This window comes from Paraburkholderia phytofirmans PsJN, assembly GCF_000020125.1.
GTDB classification, from domain to species: domain Bacteria; phylum Pseudomonadota; class Gammaproteobacteria; order Burkholderiales; family Burkholderiaceae; genus Paraburkholderia; species Paraburkholderia phytofirmans.
Window position 1 is genome coordinate 812,776 of the sequence record NC_010676.1, and the last position, 17,325, is coordinate 830,100.

Sequence of the window (17,325 nt, forward strand, 5' to 3'; positions counted from 1 at the left end):
TTGTCGGGAGGTGGCCGATTTAATTCGGATACCTATAAAAAAGAAGGATGCGCGAAGCAACGCACTGCTTTAGCGCAACAGAAGACGCTTTATGAAGTCCACGCGATATTCCAACACGGTTGAGTCGCGCAAAGGACTAAACCATCGGAGGGGAATATGTGTGGAATCGTGGCTGGGATTGCGGAACGCAACGTCGTTCCGGTATTGCTCGAAGGCTTGCGGCGGCTGGAATACCGCGGCTACGACTCCTGCGGCGTGGCCGTGCTGCGGGACGGCGCGCCACACCGCGTGCGCAGTCTGACGCGCGTGCGCTCTCTGGATCGCGAGGTCCGCGAGATGGGGCTCGAGGGCTGGACAGGCATCGCGCACACGCGCTGGGCGACGCACGGCGCGCCGGCGACCCAGAACGCGCATCCCATCTTCTCGCAGAACGAGATCGCGATCGTTCACAACGGCATCATCGAAAATTTCGAGGCGCTGAAAATTACGTTGAGCGGCGCGGGCTATGAGTTCGCGAGCCAGACCGACACGGAAGTGATCGCTCATCTGATTCACAGCTACTACCAGGGCGATCTGGCGGAAGCTGTGCGTCGCGCCGTGAGCGAGTTGCGCGGCGCCTATGCCATCGCGGTCTTCTGCAAGTCCGAGCCGGAGCGCGTGGTGGGTGCGCGGTATGGCTCGCCGCTCGTGATCGGAATAAACGGCAAGGAATCGTTTCTTGCGTCGGACCCGCTCGCGCTTTCCGACGTCACCGACCGGTTCATCTTTCTGCAGGACGGCGACATTGCCGATCTGTCGCACAACGGCACCCGGGTCATGAACCGCGACGGCCAGCCGGTCGTGCGCGAGGCGCGCACTTTGGCGCATCCGCCCACCGAGGCGGCGCTCGGACCGTACCGTCATTTCATGCAGAAGGAAATTTTCGAGCAGCCGCTGGCTGTGTCGAAAACGTTCCCTCGCAACAGCGCGTTCGACGCCTCGCTCTTCGGCGCCACCGACCCGCAGGCGTTCGCGCAGATCGACCGCATCCTGCTGCTCGGCTGCGGCACGAGTCACTATTCCGCGTTGACCGCCAAGGCGTGGTTCGAGTCGATCGCGAAGATTCCGACGCAGGTCGAGATTTCCAGCGAATACCGCTACCGTGAAACGATCCCGGGCAAGAACACGCTCGTGGTGCCGATTTCGCAATCGGGCGAGACCGCCGACACGCTCGGCGCCCTGATGCATGCGCAATCGCTCGGTCAGGACCACACGCTGGCGATCTGCAACGTGGCGACGAGCGCGATCGTGCGGCAGTCCCGCTGGTCGTTCATTACGCAAGCCGGTCCCGAGATCGGTGTCGCGTCGACCAAGGCGTTTACCACGCAACTCGTGGCGCTGTTCGTTCTCGCGGTGACGCTCGGCCGCGCACGCGGTTACGTTGATGCACAGCAGGAAGCGAGCTACCGCTCGCAGCTATCGGGCCTCTCCACGGCGTTGCAGGGCGTGCTGGCGCGCGAGCCGCAAATCATCGCGTGGGCGCACGAGATCGCGCGCACGGATAGCGCTATCTTCCTCGGCCGCGGATCGCACTTCCCGATCGCGCTGGAAGGCGCGTTGAAGCTCAAGGAGATCTCGTACATTCACGCCGAAGGTTATCCCGCCGGCGAACTGAAGCACGGACCGCTTGCGCTCGTGACCGATGCGATGCCGGTCGTGGTGACCGCGCCGAACGACGGCTTGCTGGAGAAGCTGAAGTCGAACATTCAGGAGGTGCGCGCCCGCAGGGGCCAGGTGTACGTCTTCGCCGATGCCGATGCGAATCTGTCGAACGAGGAAGGGCTGCGCGTCATTCAGATGCCCGAGTACTACGGGGCGTTGTCGCCGATTCTGCATGTGCTGCCTTTGCAACTGCTCGCGTATCACACGGCGTGCACGCGCGGGACCGACGTCGACAAGCCGCGCAATCTCGCGAAATCGGTGACGGTGGAATGAAGTGCGGCGCGCGTTGCATATCGATCCATCGAGACAATCAGCGATGAACACGATAAAGGTTGGGGTTCTCGTCGACGACGTTGCGTTGCCGGCCTGGGTGAATCACATGCTCGGGCTGATTGCCGCCGAGCAGGGAATGGAGATCGCCCTGGTCGTCAAATATGCGTACCAACGGCGGCCGGCGAGGAAAACCCCTTCGCAGGCCGGTCCGTGGCCCTTGTCGCTGTGGATGGCGCTCGACAAACGGCTCGTCAAGGTTGGACACGACGCGTTCAGGACCGAGTCCCTGGCTGCGGCGCTGGCGGAAGTGCCGACCTTGAATGTCGAAGTGGAGAGCAAGAAATGCGGGGATCATTTCGATCCTCGCGACCTCGCGAAAATCGCCGCGCATGGCATCACCGTATTCCTGCGGCTGGGCCCGTTGCGACCGTGCGGCGAGATCTTCGATACGGCTTCTTGCGGCATCTGGTCGTATCGGCATGGCGATGAAGTCGTCGAACGTGATGGACCCGTCGGCGTGTGGGACATTCTTCTGGACCGCACAACGACGGCGTCCGCCTTGCAGTTTCAGACAAGGGCGGGGGAACGTCCGCACACACTGCAAAGATCATGGTCGATGACCTATCCGGTGTCGATTCACAGGAATCGCAGCCACTGCTACTGGAAGACGCTTTCGTTCGCGCCGCGAAAGCTGCGCGAGCTGAGGGAGATCGGCGAAGACAAGTTCAGGCTGAAATACACGCGGGCTGACGCGCCGCCGGCGTTCTATTCTGGAGAGAAAATCGCCGAGCCGACCAGCGGCGCTTACGGAAAATTCATTGGCCAGTTGATGGCGAGAACCGTCGCAAAGAAGGCAAGCGGGCTGCGCAAGTTCGAACAGTGGATGCTGCTGTATCACTTCGGCGAGAACGATCATCTGCCTGAGCGTCTTTTCGAGTTCAAGCAACTGCTGCCGCCCAAGGACCGCTTCTGGGCAGACCCGTTCGTGGTCGAAAGAAATGGCGAGTATGCGGTCTTTATCGAAGAACTCGAATACTCGAAGAACAGGGGGCATCTCTCGGTTATCCGTTTCGATGCAAACGACCAGCCGATTCTGCCACCCGTGAAAATTCTGGAGCGGCCTTATCACCTGTCTTATCCATTCATGCTGGAGGAGGGCGGCGAACTCTACATGATTCCGGAGACCAACGAGAGCAAGGCCATCGAGCTTTACCGGTGCACGCGGTTCCCGGATCAGTGGGAACACGTCATGAACCTGATGGATGACGTGATGGCCGTGGACACGACGATCTGGCGTCACGACGGCAAGTATTGGCTGTTCGCCTGCATGCGGGAAAACGAGCACGCACCGCTGTCCGACGAGTTGTTTCTGTTCTGGTCGGATACGCTGTTGAGCAAGGACTGGCATCCTCATCCCTGCAACCCGATCGTGTCGGATATCAGAACTGCTAGACCCGCGGGGAGCATCTTCGAACATCGCGGACAGTGGTATCGGCCTGCGCAGGACTGCAGTGGTAAATACGGGCGCGCGTTGTCGTTTCAGCGTATCGATGCTATCGACGAGACTGCCTATAAGGAAACGCCGGCGAGCCGGATCGAAGCAAACTGGGACGCGAGCATTGACCGCGTGCACACGTTCAATCGGGCGGGACGATTGACCCTCATCGACGGGATGAAAAAGCGCGCTAAATAGTGAATCACTGCCGTAGCCGGCGCGGCGCCGGATCGTCCGGTGGTCATTTAGCCAGGCAACTCCCGCATACGGAAGCATCAAAGCGACAGCCCCGCATTACGCCGGGGCTGTTTTAATTCGCGTCCGTCTATCTCACGGTGTTCTCTTTGTTCCGGACGGTCCGCGAAGCTCGGGCGAGTCTGCGTGACCGTTATCGGCATTTCCATAACGCCGTTCGTTCGCGGCACGCCGCTTCTGCTTGCTGGCGAGCGGTTTTCCGTATTCCTCGCGCTCTCGTAGTGCACCGTTGCGAACCAGTAGCCAAAGCAGGACTACGACGGTGATCCATACGGAAACGATGACAACAATTGTGGTTGATGTGAACATGGCGAGCCTGCATATTGGAATTGATTTATAGGCGTGAACGGCGGTAAAGCGTTCGATCCAGGCGACTCAACCTGGTGCCTCAAATTTACTGGTTGCCACTTTGGTCCCCCCCGTTTTGATGTATTTGGTGCCGATGTTGAGGCTAAAGGCGAGCCCTTTCTGCGGCAAGGCGCACACAGAAATCAAACTGCTCGGGAATGCACGGACAAGAAACAACCCGGCGCATGGCGGTGCGCCGGGAGTGGCGGATGCCGCTGTGGGTATACTCCTAAGAATGCAATTCACGCTGCGGACCGGCGAGTGCCGGCATCCGATGTACCCGGCAGGGACGCCAGGCCGGACGTGCATGTCTTGCTAACAATTTAATGGAGCGTTATAGGAGAGTGCAGGGTTGAGCCGGCTAATCGAGTGTGGCGGAGCGTGCAGCGTTGCAAATCGTGGCCACGCCCGTGGGAATGATAAAGTGCGCATCGATCCCCGCTTTCCTTAACTCACGGAGGACGTATGACACTTTTGAGCATCGTCGGGACGGTTGTTTTCGTCGCGATTGTCTTGCTCTCGCTGTTGGCGGTGATGGATGTCCTGCTATTCACGTCCGATAAAAAGAAAATGATGAAGTCCGGGGCCGGAGCGCGAAAACTGGGCGGACGTTGGAGATGCCTGCGTAAATGAGGCGCCTGCGTGAGCGCCCCTGCGCAACCGTTATCAAGGTACCTGGACGGGCGGGCCGGCTGTGAGCGCATTTAGATCCATCGCGTCGGCGATGGCTTGCAAGCCCGCTTCGTTCGGATGGAGGTCATCGCCGCTGTTATAAGCCGGCAGCAAATTAGCGGGATTGGCGGGGTCGCTGACGGCCTTCGCCTGATCGAGTACCGCATCGCAGCCGCTTGTCGAACTCAGGATGAAGGCGTTAATGTCTTGCCGCGCAGCTTCGACGGGTCCCGTTGCGGCAAACGGCGTCAGCGTAGAGCAGATCACCTTGATGTTGGCACGATGCGCGCGCTCGATGAGCTGTCGCAATGCACCGATCAATCGGGCAGCCGTGGACGGTTTGTCGGTGTTCAGATCGTTGATTGCGTCGTCCGAGATGACCACCCAATTCGCGCCCGGTTGCCGAAGCACGTCGCGACCGAAGCGTTTGAGACCGGCCTGTCCGGCGTTATTGGTAAAGAAGTCATTTCCGCTGATGCCCTGGTTGAGCACGCCCACAGTCATGCCGGCCTGTTGCAGCCGTATGGCGAGCCGATTAGGCCAGCGATGGTTTCCATTCACGCTCGACTTGAGGCCGTCGGTTATCGAGGCGCCAAACGTGACCACCGCCCCGGTCGCGGCTGGGCTCATCACGTCGAGGTTCGTCAGGAAATAGTAGGACTGGCCGCCCGGGGAGAATGTGCTCCCGCCGGTGAAGGCCGGGTCGGCGGCAACGTCTCCAGCGGCGATATAGATGTCTTGCAGGCCGTCGACGTGGCCGGTCGAGCGCGGCGCCGTCCGCACGGGTAGATAGAGGCTGATGGCGATATCGGAGAGCGCGGGAACTTCGAACGCGACCGGGTCGCTCACGACCGAAGCGCCCACGGCAATCGTCACGTTCGGCTGGCCGCCGAACGTGACGGCGCGGTCGCTGCCGGGCACCGTTTGCTGCCCTGGCGCGCCGCGCGCGATCCGCGCTTCGCCGATTACGAGCGGCTCGGAGCCGAAAAGATTCGACAGATGGATTCGCGCCGATGTCCCGCCGATGCTGGTGCGCACTATCTGCCGCAACGTCTGGTTATTGAAGCCGGCATCGTCGGTGATGGAGGGCGAAGCCGACCACGTGCCTATCCAGGGCGCGGACGTCTCGACGCCTTGCACGCGATTGCTGGCGGTGCCAGGCAGCACGATAGAGATGACCAGGGCCGCTTTGAGAAGCGCCGGAATCCATCGGTTCACGTCTTTTTCCTCGTGGAAGGCCGAGCTTCGTTAAGTGCGATGACGGTTGCAGACGCATCGCGCCAGGTTCGCTGTCTTTCGATTTAAACGTTCTTTGCCTATGCGTTCGGTACGGTAGATAACACTGTGCCGGACGGCGAGCGAATTCAGATCGCTCGCCCGCAACGAGCATATGGTCGAAAGTACATGCAGCGGGACTCTGCACGGCGACGCGTGTAATTTTGTGTGAGGTCGCACATAGCATCGTTGTCACGCGCAGTAATCTGTTTGCGAGGGAAGAGTGCCCAAGGCCGAATAAGAGGCATTGTCGGAATGCGACTGTTCGCCGGCGCCCGCCGGCCGACAGGCAGATAACTACATATAACGCTTTATTCCACAACTGGTGGCGGGATGAATCACGAGAATTTCGTCGGGGCCAGCATGCGCATGTATGCGCGCGAACCCGTATTTCAGAACTTGCCGGAGCGCGTCGCCGGATCACGCATGTCACGCTTTACCGCTGCGCTGGAAAACTTCACCGGTGAGCGTTTCGCGGACTATCCAGAACTGCATGCTTATTCGACGCGCGAATTTCGCCGGTTCTGGCAGTGCTTTCTGCAATGGACGGAGGGAATGGAATGGGGCGGTAAAGCGGAACCGGCCTGCGTCGGCGACGAATGCGAGACCGCTTCCTTCTTTCCAAACGTCGAACTGAATTACGCCCAAAGCGTTCTTGGATCGAAGATCGCGCCGGACGAGTCGCCGGCACTCACCGCGCGTTATGCCGATGGCCGCCGCGAAACGATGACGCGCGGCGAGCTGCGCGAGCGTGTCGCGCGCCTTGCCTGTTCGCTCAACGAGCTCGGTCTGTGCCCGGGCGACCGCGCGGTCGCGATAATGCGCAACGACGCGCACGCAATCATCGCCGCGCTCGCGGTCACGGCGCTGGGCGCGACGCTCTCCACCGCGGCGCCCGAAACCGGCGTGCAGGCGATCCTCGACCGCTTCGAGCCGCTCGAGCCGCGCATATTGTTCGCGCACACGACGCAGCGCTCATTCGATACGGCCGGCTCGATCGCTTCGCACGTCGCCGCCGTGGCCGCCGCGTTGCCCACGCTCACGCACGTCGTCTGCCTGGATGAAACGCCGCTGCCGAGCACGGTGAGCCAGCCTCAGCATTCGCTGCGCGATCTCATCGTTCAGGGTGACGCCGCGCGCTTCGCATGGCGGCGCTTTCCATTCAATCATCCGCTTTTCATCATGTTCTCGTCGGGCACGACGGGAAAACCCAAGTGCATCGTGCACGGTGCCGGCGGCACCTTGCTCGAACATCTGAAAGAGCACCAGTTGCACAGTGACCTGGGTCCTGGCGACAAGCTGTACTTTCACACAAGCTGCTCGTGGATGATGTGGAACTGGCAATTGTCAGCGTTGGCTTCGGGCGTCGAGATCGTCACGTACGACGGACCGGTTTCGGAAGTCGACACGCTTTGGCGGATGGTCGCCGATGAGCGCGTGACCGTGTTCGGCACGAGTCCGGCCTATCTGAAGATGTGCGAGGACGCGGGCCTGAAACCCGGCGAGCAGTTCGGGCTGCACGCGCTGCGCGCGATGATGTCGACGGGCGCCGTGCTGTACGACTCGCAGTTCGAATGGGTGCGCGCCTACGTCAAGCCGCTGCAGCTTCAGTCGATTTCCGGCGGCACCGATATCATCGGCTGCTTCGTGCTGGGCAATCCGAATCTGCCGGTCTATGCGGGCGAAGCACAGTGCAGGAGCCTGGGCCTCGATGTTCAGGCGTGGAACGAGGGCGCGCCCACCTCCATGACCGGCGAGCTGGTTTGCGTCAATCCGTTTCCGTCGCGCCCGCTCGGCTTCTTCGGGGACGCGGACGGCTCGCGCTTTCACGCCGCCTATTTCAAGGCGAATCCGGGCGTGTGGACGCACGGCGACATCATCGAGTTTTCGGCGCAGGGATCGGCTCGTCTGCACGGACGCAGCGATGGCGTGCTGAATGTGCGCGGCATCAACGTGAGCCCCGGCGAGATCTACCGTATTGTCAGCGGTATTGGCGAGATCAATCAGTCGATGGTCGTCGCGCAGACCACCCATGACGCGAGCGGATCGGGCCAGCGTGTCGTGCTGCTGCTCGTGTTGCGGCGGGGCGCGAAGATGAGCGCCGCGCTCGCTTCGCGGGTACGGCGTGAATTGATGCTGCAGGGTTCGGCGGCGCTTGTGCCGGACGTGATCGCCGAAGTCGAAGCGCTGCCCGTCACGCACAACGGCAAGGCTTCGGAGGCGGCCGCGCGCGATGCCGTGAACGGCTTGCCGGTGCGCAACCTGTCGTCGCTGGCGAACCCCGGATGCGTCGAGAAGATCAGCGCGCATCCCGCGCTTGCCCGCACACGTCGCGAGTTGCCGGAACCGGGTGACTCGGCCGAGCAGGTCGAAGTCTATCTATGTGCGCTGTGGGAGCAGCTTTTCAGCTTCTCGCCGGTCAGTCGCGACGACAACTTCTTCGAACTCGGCGGCCATTCGCTGCTCGCCGCGCAGATGCTCGCCGAAATACGGCTGGCAACCGGCCGAACGCTGCCGCTTGCCACGCTCATCATCGCGCCGACCATTGCGCGGCTCGCGACGGTCATCACAGGCGAGCGAACGCAGGACGCGCATCCGAACGTCGTGCCGATGCGTGCGGGTCGCGGAAGGCCTGTGTTCATGCTTCACAGCATCACGGGTTCGGTGATGGAGTGCCTGACGCTGGCCGGCGCGCTGGCCAGCGAGCGGCCTGTGTACGGTTTGCAGGCGCGCGGGCTCGACGGCGACGAGGAGCCGCAGCGATGCGTCGAGGAAATGGCGAGGGTCTACGTCCGGCAGATGCGCGCGGTGCAGCCGCGCGGTCCGTATGCACTGGTTGGCTATTCGTTTGGCGGCCTGGTCGCGTTCGAGATGGCGCAGCAACTTGTGGCGGCGGGCGAAAAGATCGAGTTGCTGTGTCTGCTCGATACTTACGTGGACGAGCGCTATTTGCCGTTGCATGAGTGGCTGTCCTTCCAGTACGAAGTCATGGCGGAGCGCGTGCGGGCATTTCGCGCACTGTCCGCGCGCGGTCGCATGGCCTATATGAAGGACAGAGTGTTCGGCGCCGCTGACCGGATTCGCATGCGACTCGGCAGGATGGCCGCGAGGCCGGCAGCCGATACGCAGGGGCTGCCGCCGGTACTGCGGCAGGTGCGCGAGTCGATGCGCGTCGCGATGGCGACGTATCGTCCGCGTCGCTATCTTGGCAGTCCGATCGTCTACGTGCGCGCGTCCGGCAGGGAAGGCGGGCAGGGCGATCCGCTGCCGGCATGGCAGCGCGTGGCAAGGAGCGGGCTGCTGGTGAAGACCATCGATGGCGCCCATACCGATCTCGTTGTGGAGCCGAACCTGGCGATGGTGGCCGATACGCTCGCGCGCAGGCTGGCCGGCGCGTAGCGCGCCGAAGGGCAGCCGGCGTGTGCGGCTCATGGCAACAGGTTGCGGAAGCTCGGCAGCCGGTTGCCAAGCGACGCGAGTTCTCCGCTCATTGCAACGCGGCGATGGCGCCTCGTGCGCCCTCTTCACGAAGCAACCGTAATGCGCGCAAAAGCGCTTCTCTGAACTCGGGAAATGCGGTCAAATCCGCCGGAAACACTTCGCGCACCGACAGTAATGCGTCCATCAGCGCCTGCGGATCGTCATGCGCGGATACTGCGAGCGCATGCAATCTACTCGCCAGCGGATCGCTGATTTCATAACGCGTGCCGTCGTCTGCATGACCCCGCAAAAACATCATCCAGGCCGCTACTGCCAGCACGAGACGCGTGAACGATTGACCCGCGTCGATTCGCGCCGCAATCGTGTCGAGCAGACGCGGTGGAATCTTCTGGCTGCCGTCCATTGCAATCTGCGAGCAGCGATGTTTCAGCGCCGGATTCGCGTAACGCTCGAGCAACGCGTCCCGATAGGCGGACAGGTCGAATGACGCAGGCATGGTCAGCGTCGGCGCGATTTCTTCCGTCATCATTGCGTGGATGAGATTGCGCATGGGAGGGTAAGAGATCGCTGCGTCGATCGTCTCGAAGCCGCCGAGCATCGACAGATAGGCTAGCGTCGAGTGCGTGCCGTTCAACATGCGAAGCTTCGCGAGTTCGAAGGGCGTCACGTCGTCGACGAGTTGCGCGCCGACAGCGTCCCATGCGGGGCGTCCGGCAGGAAAACGGTCTTCGATGACCCATTGCCGGAACGGCTCGCACGGCACCGGCGCGGCATCCTGATAGACGATCGCGTGGGCCACGGTGACGCTTTCGGCGTGGGTGGTGGCCGGCACGATACGGTCGACCATCGTCGATGGAAATGCAACGTGGGCGGCGATCCAGTCAGCCAGCGCGGGATCGAGTTGTCGTGCGAATGAACAGACCACCTGGCGCAATGCGGCACCGTTATGGGAAAGGTTGTCGCACGAGAGCACCGTGAACGGCTGGCCGCGCGCATCGTCGTGCCGCTGGCGCAATGCTGCGACGAGGATGCCCGGCACCGTGCGCGGTTCGAACGGGGAAGCCAGATCGTGCGCAACGGCGGGATTGTCCAGCGCGACCTCGCCGGTTCTCGGGTCGCGGCAGTAGCCTTTTTCAGTGACGGTCAACGATACGATCCGTACCGCGGGATCCGCGAGACGCGCGAACAGGGCGGCCTGATCGTGCGGCATGGCCAGCACTTCACGCAGCGCACGCACGACCGTCACCTTGGCGCCATGCGGCCCGCGTTCAACCACGCTATAGAGGCCTTGCTGCTCCATCAGCGCGTCGCGCTTGCCGACATCGCCTTGCAGCGTGACGCCGCAAATGCCCCAGTCGCCGCCCGCGGCAAGCATGGCCTCCTCCGTATAGAGGGCCTGGTGCGCACGATGGAAGTTGCCGATTCCCAGATGAACGATGCCGATGCGCGGCTCCTGCCAAAGCGGTGACAGCAGATGCGTTTGCAGCGTGGGCAGAGCTTGACGGACGAGGCGAGGCAAGGTGGCGGCAGAAATCATGTCATGAGATCCAGATGGCGGAAAAAGGCGCCGGGACGGCGCCGTTCAGCGGGAAAACCCTGATTTGACGTTTCACTATACTTGTATGGTAGCATCGTTCAAACGATTTGAGACCAGTTGAGGCGTGCGATTTTCCACCTCGGCCGGCACCCGAAAACCAGCATGAAAACAGCCGGTCACATGCCGCCGTTCCGCGCGGATCGTGACTTGCCTTTGCAAGGAAGATGTCATGAAGATCGTTCGCGCCGACGTGATCGTCACGTGTCCGGGCCGCAATTTCGTCACATTGAAAATCGTCACGGACGAAGGCGTACACGGCATTGGAGATGCAACGCTGAACGGCCGCGAACTCGCGGTCGCTTCGTATCTGAAAGATCACGTGTGCCCGTTGCTGATCGGGCGCGATCCCGGCTGTATCGAAGACACCTGGCAATACCTCTACAAAGGCGCGTACTGGCGCCGCGGTCCTGTCACGATGACGGCGATCGCCGCGGTCGATATGGCGCTGTGGGACATTCTCGGCAAAGTGACAGGCATGCCGCTGTACAAGCTGCTCGGCGGCGCCTCGCGAGAGAGCGTGATGGTGTACGGGCACGCCACCGGCCGCGACATTCCCGAAGCGCTCGACCGTTACGCGGAACACATCGAAGCCGGCTATCAGGCGATCCGCATTCAATGCGGCGTGCCGAATATGCGTTCGGTGTACGGCGTGTCGAAGGGCAGCGGCATGTACGAGCCCGCTACCAAGGGCGCGGTCGAGGAGCAGAGCTGGTCGTCGGAAAAGTATCTCGACTTCGTTCCGAAGCTCTTTGAAGCGGTGCGCGACAAGTTCGGTTTCGATACGCATTTGCTGCATGACGTCCACCACCGTTTGACGCCGATCGAAGCCGCGCGTCTCGGTAAATCGATCGAACCGTATCGCCTGTTCTGGATGGAAGACCCCACGCCCGCGGAAAATCAGGCCGGCTTCCGGCTGATTCGCGAGCACACCGTCACGCCGATCGCGGTGGGCGAAGTATTCAACAGCATCTGGGATTGCAAGCAGTTGATCGAGGAGCAGTTGATCGACTATATCCGCGCCACCTTGACGCACGCGGGCGGCATTACGCATCTGCGGCGCATTGCGGATTTTGCTTCGCTCTACCAGGTTCGAACCGGTTGCCACGGGCCGTCGGATCTGTCGCCGGTGTGCATGGGCGCGGCGCTGCACTTCGATCTGTGGGTGCCGAATTTCGGCGTGCAGGAATACATGGGCTTTCCGCAGGAAGCGCTCGACGTATTCCCGCATGCATGGCGCTTCGAGCGCGGCACGATGCATCCGGGCGAAGCGCCGGGCCATGGCGTCGATATCGACGAAGCAGCGGCCGCGCGGTATCCCTACGACCCGGCGTATCTGCCGGTCGCGCGTCTCGAAGACGGGACGCTGTGGAACTGGTGAGCTGATTTCGCTCGACTGTTCCCGACTACAAAATCATGGAGACACGCGTGAACCCAGCACGTCCGCAAGCCACCGCGCCGGCCAGTACCGCCATGCTGCGCCGGGTGGCGTTCGCCTCGACCATCGGCACCGCGGCCGAGTACTACGATTTCTTCGTCTATGGCACGGCTGCCGTGCTGGTGTTCGGCCAGAAATTCTTCCCTTCCGCTGACCCGCTGATCGGCACGCTCGCCGCCTTCGCCACCTACGCGGTCGGTTTTCTGGCGCGGCCGCTGGGCGGCATCGTGTTCGGTCATTTCGGCGATCGCGTCGGCCGCAAGAAGGCCCTGATCGTGACGATCCTGATCGTCGGGTTGGGCACGTTCGCTATCGGCCTGCTGCCGGACTATCAGTCGATCGGCATCTGGGCGCCGATCGCGCTGATCGTGATTCGCGTCTTGCAAGGGTTCGGCGTGGGCGGCGAGCAGGCGGGCGCTGTCCTGCTCACGGCGGAATACGCACCGCCTGCGCGGCGCGGCTTCTTCGCGAGCCTCGTGCAACTCGGCGCACCGGCGGGCTTCCTGATTCCGTCGGGGCTGTTCGCGCTGCTCGGTGCGACGTTGACGCAGGCGCAGTTGCTCGACTGGGGCTGGCGCATTCCGTTTCTCGCGAGCGCGCTGCTGGTCGCCGTGGGTCTGTATATCCGCTTGCGCACCGAGGAGTCGCCGATCTTCGCGACGATCCAGCGCACCAAGGCAGTGGCTTCGCGCCCGGTGGTGGAAGTGGTGCGGCAGTTCGGCCCGACCATCGTCAAAGGTGTCGGCGCCAAATTGATCGAGGCCTGCGCCTTTGCAATGTACACGATGATCGTGCTCGCCTACGGCAAAGCACACGGCATCGCGCAAGGCATGTTGCTCGAAACGGTGATCGTCGCGGTCGCGCTCGAACTCGTGACGATTCCGCTTGCCGGTGCCCTATCCGATCGCATTGGACGGCGAACGACCTTCATCGCGGGCGCGTTATTGCACGTGGCGCTCGTCGTGCCGTTTTTCATGGCGATCGATAGCGGCAATCGCGCGGCGATCCAGCTTGTGATGATTCTCGCCATCAGCGTCGGTCACAGTCTCTGCTATGCACCGCAAGCGGCACTGTTCCCCGAACTCTTTCCGGCGCGTGTGCGGTGCAGCGGTATCGCGCTGATCTGGCAGATCGGCTCGTTGCTCGGCAGCGGTGTACTCGGACTGCTCGCCGTCAAACTGATTCAACTCACGCATGGCAATTCGCTCGCGTTGATCGTCTACGTGGCGGTGCTTGGCATCGTGTCGGCGGTCTCGCTCTTTGCCTTGCCGGAAACCGCGCCTCTGCGCCGCGGCGGCGATCTCCATGATTGGGGCGGCGGTGAGCCGGTCGAGGCGCGTACGGCAGCACGAGCGTCCTCGTCTTCATCTTCTCTCGCGCAGCCCTGAGCGCGCGCGACCTTTGTCATACCGGAGTCCAACATGCTCGCAGCCGTGCTTCACGAACCCAAACTGATCCGCATCGACGAAGTCGATCCGCCTGAACCCGGTCCAGGCGAGGTACGCGTGCGTGTACGCGCCGGCGGCATTTGCGGCTCCGATCTGTCGTACTACTTCAAAGGCAAGAGCGGCGATTTCGCCGTGCGTGAGCCGTTCGTGCTCGGACATGAAGTGGCGGGCGAGATCGATTCGCTCGGCGAGGGCGTGACTGCGGAGCGTCGGCTCGCGCCCGGGCAGCGCGTTGCCGTCAATCCTGGGCTGGCCTGCGGGACGTGCCGTTTTTGCGTCGGGGGGATGCCGAATCATTGTCTGAACATGCGCTTCATGGGCAGTGCTTCTACGTTCCCGCATACGCAGGGCATGTTTCGTCAGTACATCGTCGTCGCGGCGCGCCAATGTGTGCCCGTGCCGGATGGCGTCGATTTCGCGCAGGCGTCGATGGCCGAGCCGCTTGCCGTTGCGTTGCATGCGGTGAAGCAGGCCGGATCGCTGGTCGGCGCGAGTGTCTTGCTGGTGGGTTGCGGGCCGATCGGTTGCATTCTGCTGAGCGTGGCGCGCCGGGCCGGAGCGCATCGCGTGGTCGCGTTGGATCTCTCAGATCGAGCGTTGCAGGTCGCGCGGCAACTCGGCGCGGATCAGACCGTCAACGCCGCGGAGCGCGCCGTGATCGATCAATGGTCCGTGCAACGCGGCACGTTCGACGTGGTCATCGAGGCGTCGGGCAGTCCCGCCGGCCTCGATACGGCGCTGCATGCGGCGCGCGCGGGCGGCACGGTGATTCAGGTGGGCAACTTGCCGGCCGGTCAATCGCCGGTGGCGGCGAATCTCGTGATGTCGAAAGAACTCCGCTATCAAGGCTCGTTCCGCTTTACCAGCGAATATGCCATCGCCGCCGATGAAATCGCCTCAGGCAAAGTCGACCTGCGGCCGCTGATGACGCATGCGTTCGCGATGAGCGAAGCAAACCGTGCGTTCGAAGTGGCGCTCGACCGCTCGCAGTCGATGAAGGTGCATCTGAACTTCGACTGAACCTTCCCTGTTGCAGGGGCGTTGCGCCGGTGCGCGGCGCCTTCCGAAGCCAGGCAAGCTGGACCTATTCAAACGCCCGCCAAGAGGCGATCCCGATGGAGACACCTGATGATCAAGAGTCAACGCTGGTTTGTCGTCGCGCTACTGTTTCTGGCGGGCGTCATCAACTACCTCGATCGAGCCGCGCTGTCGATCGCCGCACCGTTGATCCAGAAAGACCTGAACTTTTCGCATGCGCAAATGGGCATCGTGTTCAGCAGTTTTTTTATCGGCTATGCGCTGTTCAATTTTGTGGGTGGCGTACTGTCCGACAAGGTCGGCGCGAAACGCGTGTTCGGCACCGCGATGGGCGTGTGGTCGGTGTTTTGCGGCGCGACCGCGTTGGCAACCGGCATCGGTTCGTTGATCGTGCTGCGCGTGCTGTTCGGCATGGGCGAAGGTCCGTTCAGTTCGTCGAACAGCAAGATGGTGAATAACTGGTTCCCACGCAAAGAGGTGGCGAGCGCGATTGGCGTGATCAGTTCGGGCACGCCGCTCGGCGGCGCACTGGCGGGTCCGGTGGTCGGCTTCATGGCAGTGCAGTTCGGCTGGCGCTGGGCCTTTGTCGCGATCATGCTGCTGGGACTTCTGTGGCTCGTCTTGTGGGCGGCGACCACGACCGAACACCCGCACCAGAATTCGCGCATCACACCTGACGAAATCGAACTCATCCGCGCCGGTCAGGCGGATGAACATGCGATCGCGCATTCGGCCAGCGGCGAAAGGCTTGGTCTGCGGCACTTCCTGCGCAAGCCGATCATTCTTGCGACCGCGTTCGCTTTCTTCTCATACAACTATGTGCTGTTCTTCTTCCTGTCGTGGTTCCCGACCTATCTGACCGAGGCGCATCACCTGAGCCTGCGCGACATGAGTTTCGCCACGGTGATTCCATGGCTGCTCGGCAGTATCGGGCTCGCAGCGGGTGGCTTCATCTCGGACTTCATCTTGCGCCTGACCGGCAAGCCGCTGCTATCGCGCAAGCTCGTGCTCGGCAGTTGCCTCGGCGCGGCGGCGGTGTGTGTCGCGTTGGCGGGGCGCGTCGCCAGTACTCAGGGTGCGGTCGCGCTGATGTCGGTGTCGATCTTCTTCCTGTACGTGACGGGCGCGGTGTACTGGGCTGTGATTCAGGACACCGTGCCGCGAGAACACGTCGGCGGCGTAGGTGGTTTCGTGCACTTGCTGGCGAATCTGGCCGGCGTGATCGGGCCTGCCGTGACGGGCTTCATCGTTGAAGCAACGCACGGCAATTACGCTAGCGCGTTCGTGCTGGCCGGGGTGATTGCCGTGCTCGGTGCGGTATGTTCGCTGGTGTGGATTCGCGAGCCGCGGGCGAGTGCGCTGAACATGGAGCGTGCATGGTAGTATGGTGCGGCACACTTTAGTAAATAGCCAGGCGGGTGTTCATGGTGCGTGCCGCCTCCCTCGCCAGTCATTCGCTGCCATTCGCTGCTTTAGCCGATGCCGACCAAGAAACTCCACGCCAACGCGTCTTCTTTTTCCTCCGATGTCACGCTCGTCGCGCCCCGCGCAAGACGTCGCGCGAGCGTGCAGGCCGGCGCGCGCGTCGAACTGCCGGATCTGACCGCCAGCGTCTCGTTCGACTCACACGAACCGATCGGCAAACAGATTTTCCGTGCGCTGCGTCAGGCGATTTTTGTCGGTCAACTGGTGCCCGGCACGCCGCTCTCCGAGAAAGAAGTGTCCGACATGTTTCAGGTGTCGCGACAACCGGTGCGGGAGGCGTTCATCAAGTTGGTCGAAGCGGGCGTGCTTCAGGTATTGCCGCAGCGTGGCACCTTCGTGAAGCGCATTTCGCCGCGCCAGGTGCGGGAAGGGCGCTTCATTCGCGAAGCGATCGAGACGGCGGTAGTGAAGAAGGCCGCTGTGTCGATTTCGGACGAGCAATTGCAGGCGCTGGCCGACAATCTTCGCGATCAGAAGATCGCGGCGAAAGCAAACGACACCGCCGCCTTCCTCGCGCTCGACGAAGCGTTTCATTACGCGATTGCCCAGGCGATTGATTGCACGGCGGCGTGGGAAACGATTCAGGACATCAAGGCGCAGATGGATCGCGTGCGCTACCTGAGCTTGCCCGACGTATCGCCGCTCGATCTGCTGATCAAGCAGCACGCGAAAATTCTGGCGGGCCTTCGCGCGCACGACGCGAGCGCCGCCGAGGAGGCGATGCGCAATCATCTACGCGAAATTCTGATGTCGCTTGGTCCGATTGCGGCGCGCAATCCGGCGTGGTTCGATGCGGACGAACCGGAGCGCGTGCCCTTGTCGACGTGACGCGATCCGTGAAGGGGCTCGCTCGTTGCAGCTG

At 62.3% G+C, this 17,325-nt stretch carries 12 protein-coding genes; 9 read left to right on the forward strand and 3 right to left on the reverse strand.

What is annotated here, in order from left to right:
- Nucleotides 1–156 precede the first annotated feature (156 nt).
- Both glmS and BPHYT_RS36735 read left to right on the forward strand, forming a co-directional pair.
- Nucleotides 157–1,974 (forward strand): glutamine--fructose-6-phosphate transaminase (isomerizing), encoded by a 1,818-nt coding sequence (glmS, locus tag BPHYT_RS23405; RefSeq protein ID WP_012426595.1) that lies wholly within the window; start codon nt 157–159, stop codon nt 1,972–1,974.
- Nucleotides 1,975–2,017: 43 nt separating this feature from the next.
- Nucleotides 2,018–3,667: a glucosamine inositolphosphorylceramide transferase family protein gene (locus BPHYT_RS36735; protein ID WP_012426596.1), complete on the forward strand. Its 1,650-nt coding sequence runs from the start codon at nt 2,018–2,020 to the stop codon at nt 3,665–3,667.
- Between the two features lie 132 nt (nt 3,668–3,799).
- On the opposite strand, the gene BPHYT_RS38335 is transcribed toward BPHYT_RS36735, so the two are convergent.
- Nucleotides 3,800–4,033 carry a hypothetical protein gene (locus BPHYT_RS38335; protein ID WP_148225143.1) on the reverse strand — a complete coding sequence of 78 codons (234 nt, stop codon included), beginning with the start codon at nt 4,031–4,033 and terminating at the stop codon, nt 3,800–3,802.
- 504 nt (nt 4,034–4,537) lie between these two features.
- Here BPHYT_RS38335 and BPHYT_RS38745 point away from each other — a divergent pair.
- Nucleotides 4,538–4,705 (forward strand): hypothetical protein, encoded by a 168-nt coding sequence (locus BPHYT_RS38745; RefSeq protein ID WP_012426597.1) that lies wholly within the window; start codon nt 4,538–4,540, stop codon nt 4,703–4,705.
- Between the two features lie 33 nt (nt 4,706–4,738).
- Here BPHYT_RS38745 and BPHYT_RS23415 read toward each other — a convergent pair whose 3' ends face one another.
- A complete protein-coding gene (locus BPHYT_RS23415; RefSeq protein ID WP_012426598.1) occupies nt 4,739–5,962 on the reverse strand; it encodes a GDSL-type esterase/lipase family protein in 1,224 nt (407 codons plus the stop codon).
- A gap of 390 nt (nt 5,963–6,352) precedes the next feature.
- Between BPHYT_RS23415 and BPHYT_RS23420 the strand changes: the two genes are divergently transcribed.
- On the forward strand, nt 6,353–9,418 hold the full coding sequence (locus tag BPHYT_RS23420; protein WP_012426599.1) for an acetoacetate--CoA ligase: 3,066 nt from the start codon (nt 6,353–6,355) through the stop codon (nt 9,416–9,418).
- 88 nt (nt 9,419–9,506) lie between these two features.
- Here the strand turns inward: BPHYT_RS23420 and BPHYT_RS23425 are convergent, their stop codons facing one another.
- Complete coding sequence (locus BPHYT_RS23425; protein WP_012426600.1) at nt 9,507–10,997, reverse strand: mannitol dehydrogenase family protein; 1,491 nt, start codon at nt 10,995–10,997, stop codon at nt 9,507–9,509.
- Between the two features lie 229 nt (nt 10,998–11,226).
- Between BPHYT_RS23425 and manD the strand changes: the two genes are divergently transcribed.
- The 5 genes from manD to BPHYT_RS23450 all read left to right on the forward strand — a co-directional run bounded on the left by manD (nt 11,227) and on the right by BPHYT_RS23450 (nt 17,291).
- A complete protein-coding gene (gene manD, locus BPHYT_RS23430) occupies nt 11,227–12,435 on the forward strand; it encodes a D-mannonate dehydratase ManD (RefSeq protein ID WP_012426601.1) in 1,209 nt (402 codons plus the stop codon).
- A gap of 92 nt (nt 12,436–12,527) precedes the next feature.
- Nucleotides 12,528–13,880 (forward strand): MFS transporter, encoded by a 1,353-nt coding sequence (locus BPHYT_RS23435; protein ID WP_063721791.1) that lies wholly within the window; start codon nt 12,528–12,530, stop codon nt 13,878–13,880.
- Nucleotides 13,881–13,913: 33 nt separating this feature from the next.
- Nucleotides 13,914–14,960, forward strand: coding sequence for an L-idonate 5-dehydrogenase (locus tag BPHYT_RS23440; protein ID WP_012426603.1), 1,047 nt, complete (start codon nt 13,914–13,916; stop codon nt 14,958–14,960).
- A 108-nt stretch (nt 14,961–15,068) separates the two neighbouring features.
- Nucleotides 15,069–16,361, forward strand: coding sequence for an MFS transporter (locus tag BPHYT_RS23445; RefSeq protein ID WP_012426604.1), 1,293 nt, complete (start codon nt 15,069–15,071; stop codon nt 16,359–16,361).
- A gap of 96 nt (nt 16,362–16,457) precedes the next feature.
- Nucleotides 16,458–17,291 carry a GntR family transcriptional regulator gene (locus BPHYT_RS23450; protein WP_012426605.1) on the forward strand — a complete coding sequence of 278 codons (834 nt, stop codon included), beginning with the start codon at nt 16,458–16,460 and terminating at the stop codon, nt 17,289–17,291.
- The last annotated feature ends 34 nt before the right edge of the window (nt 17,292–17,325 follow it).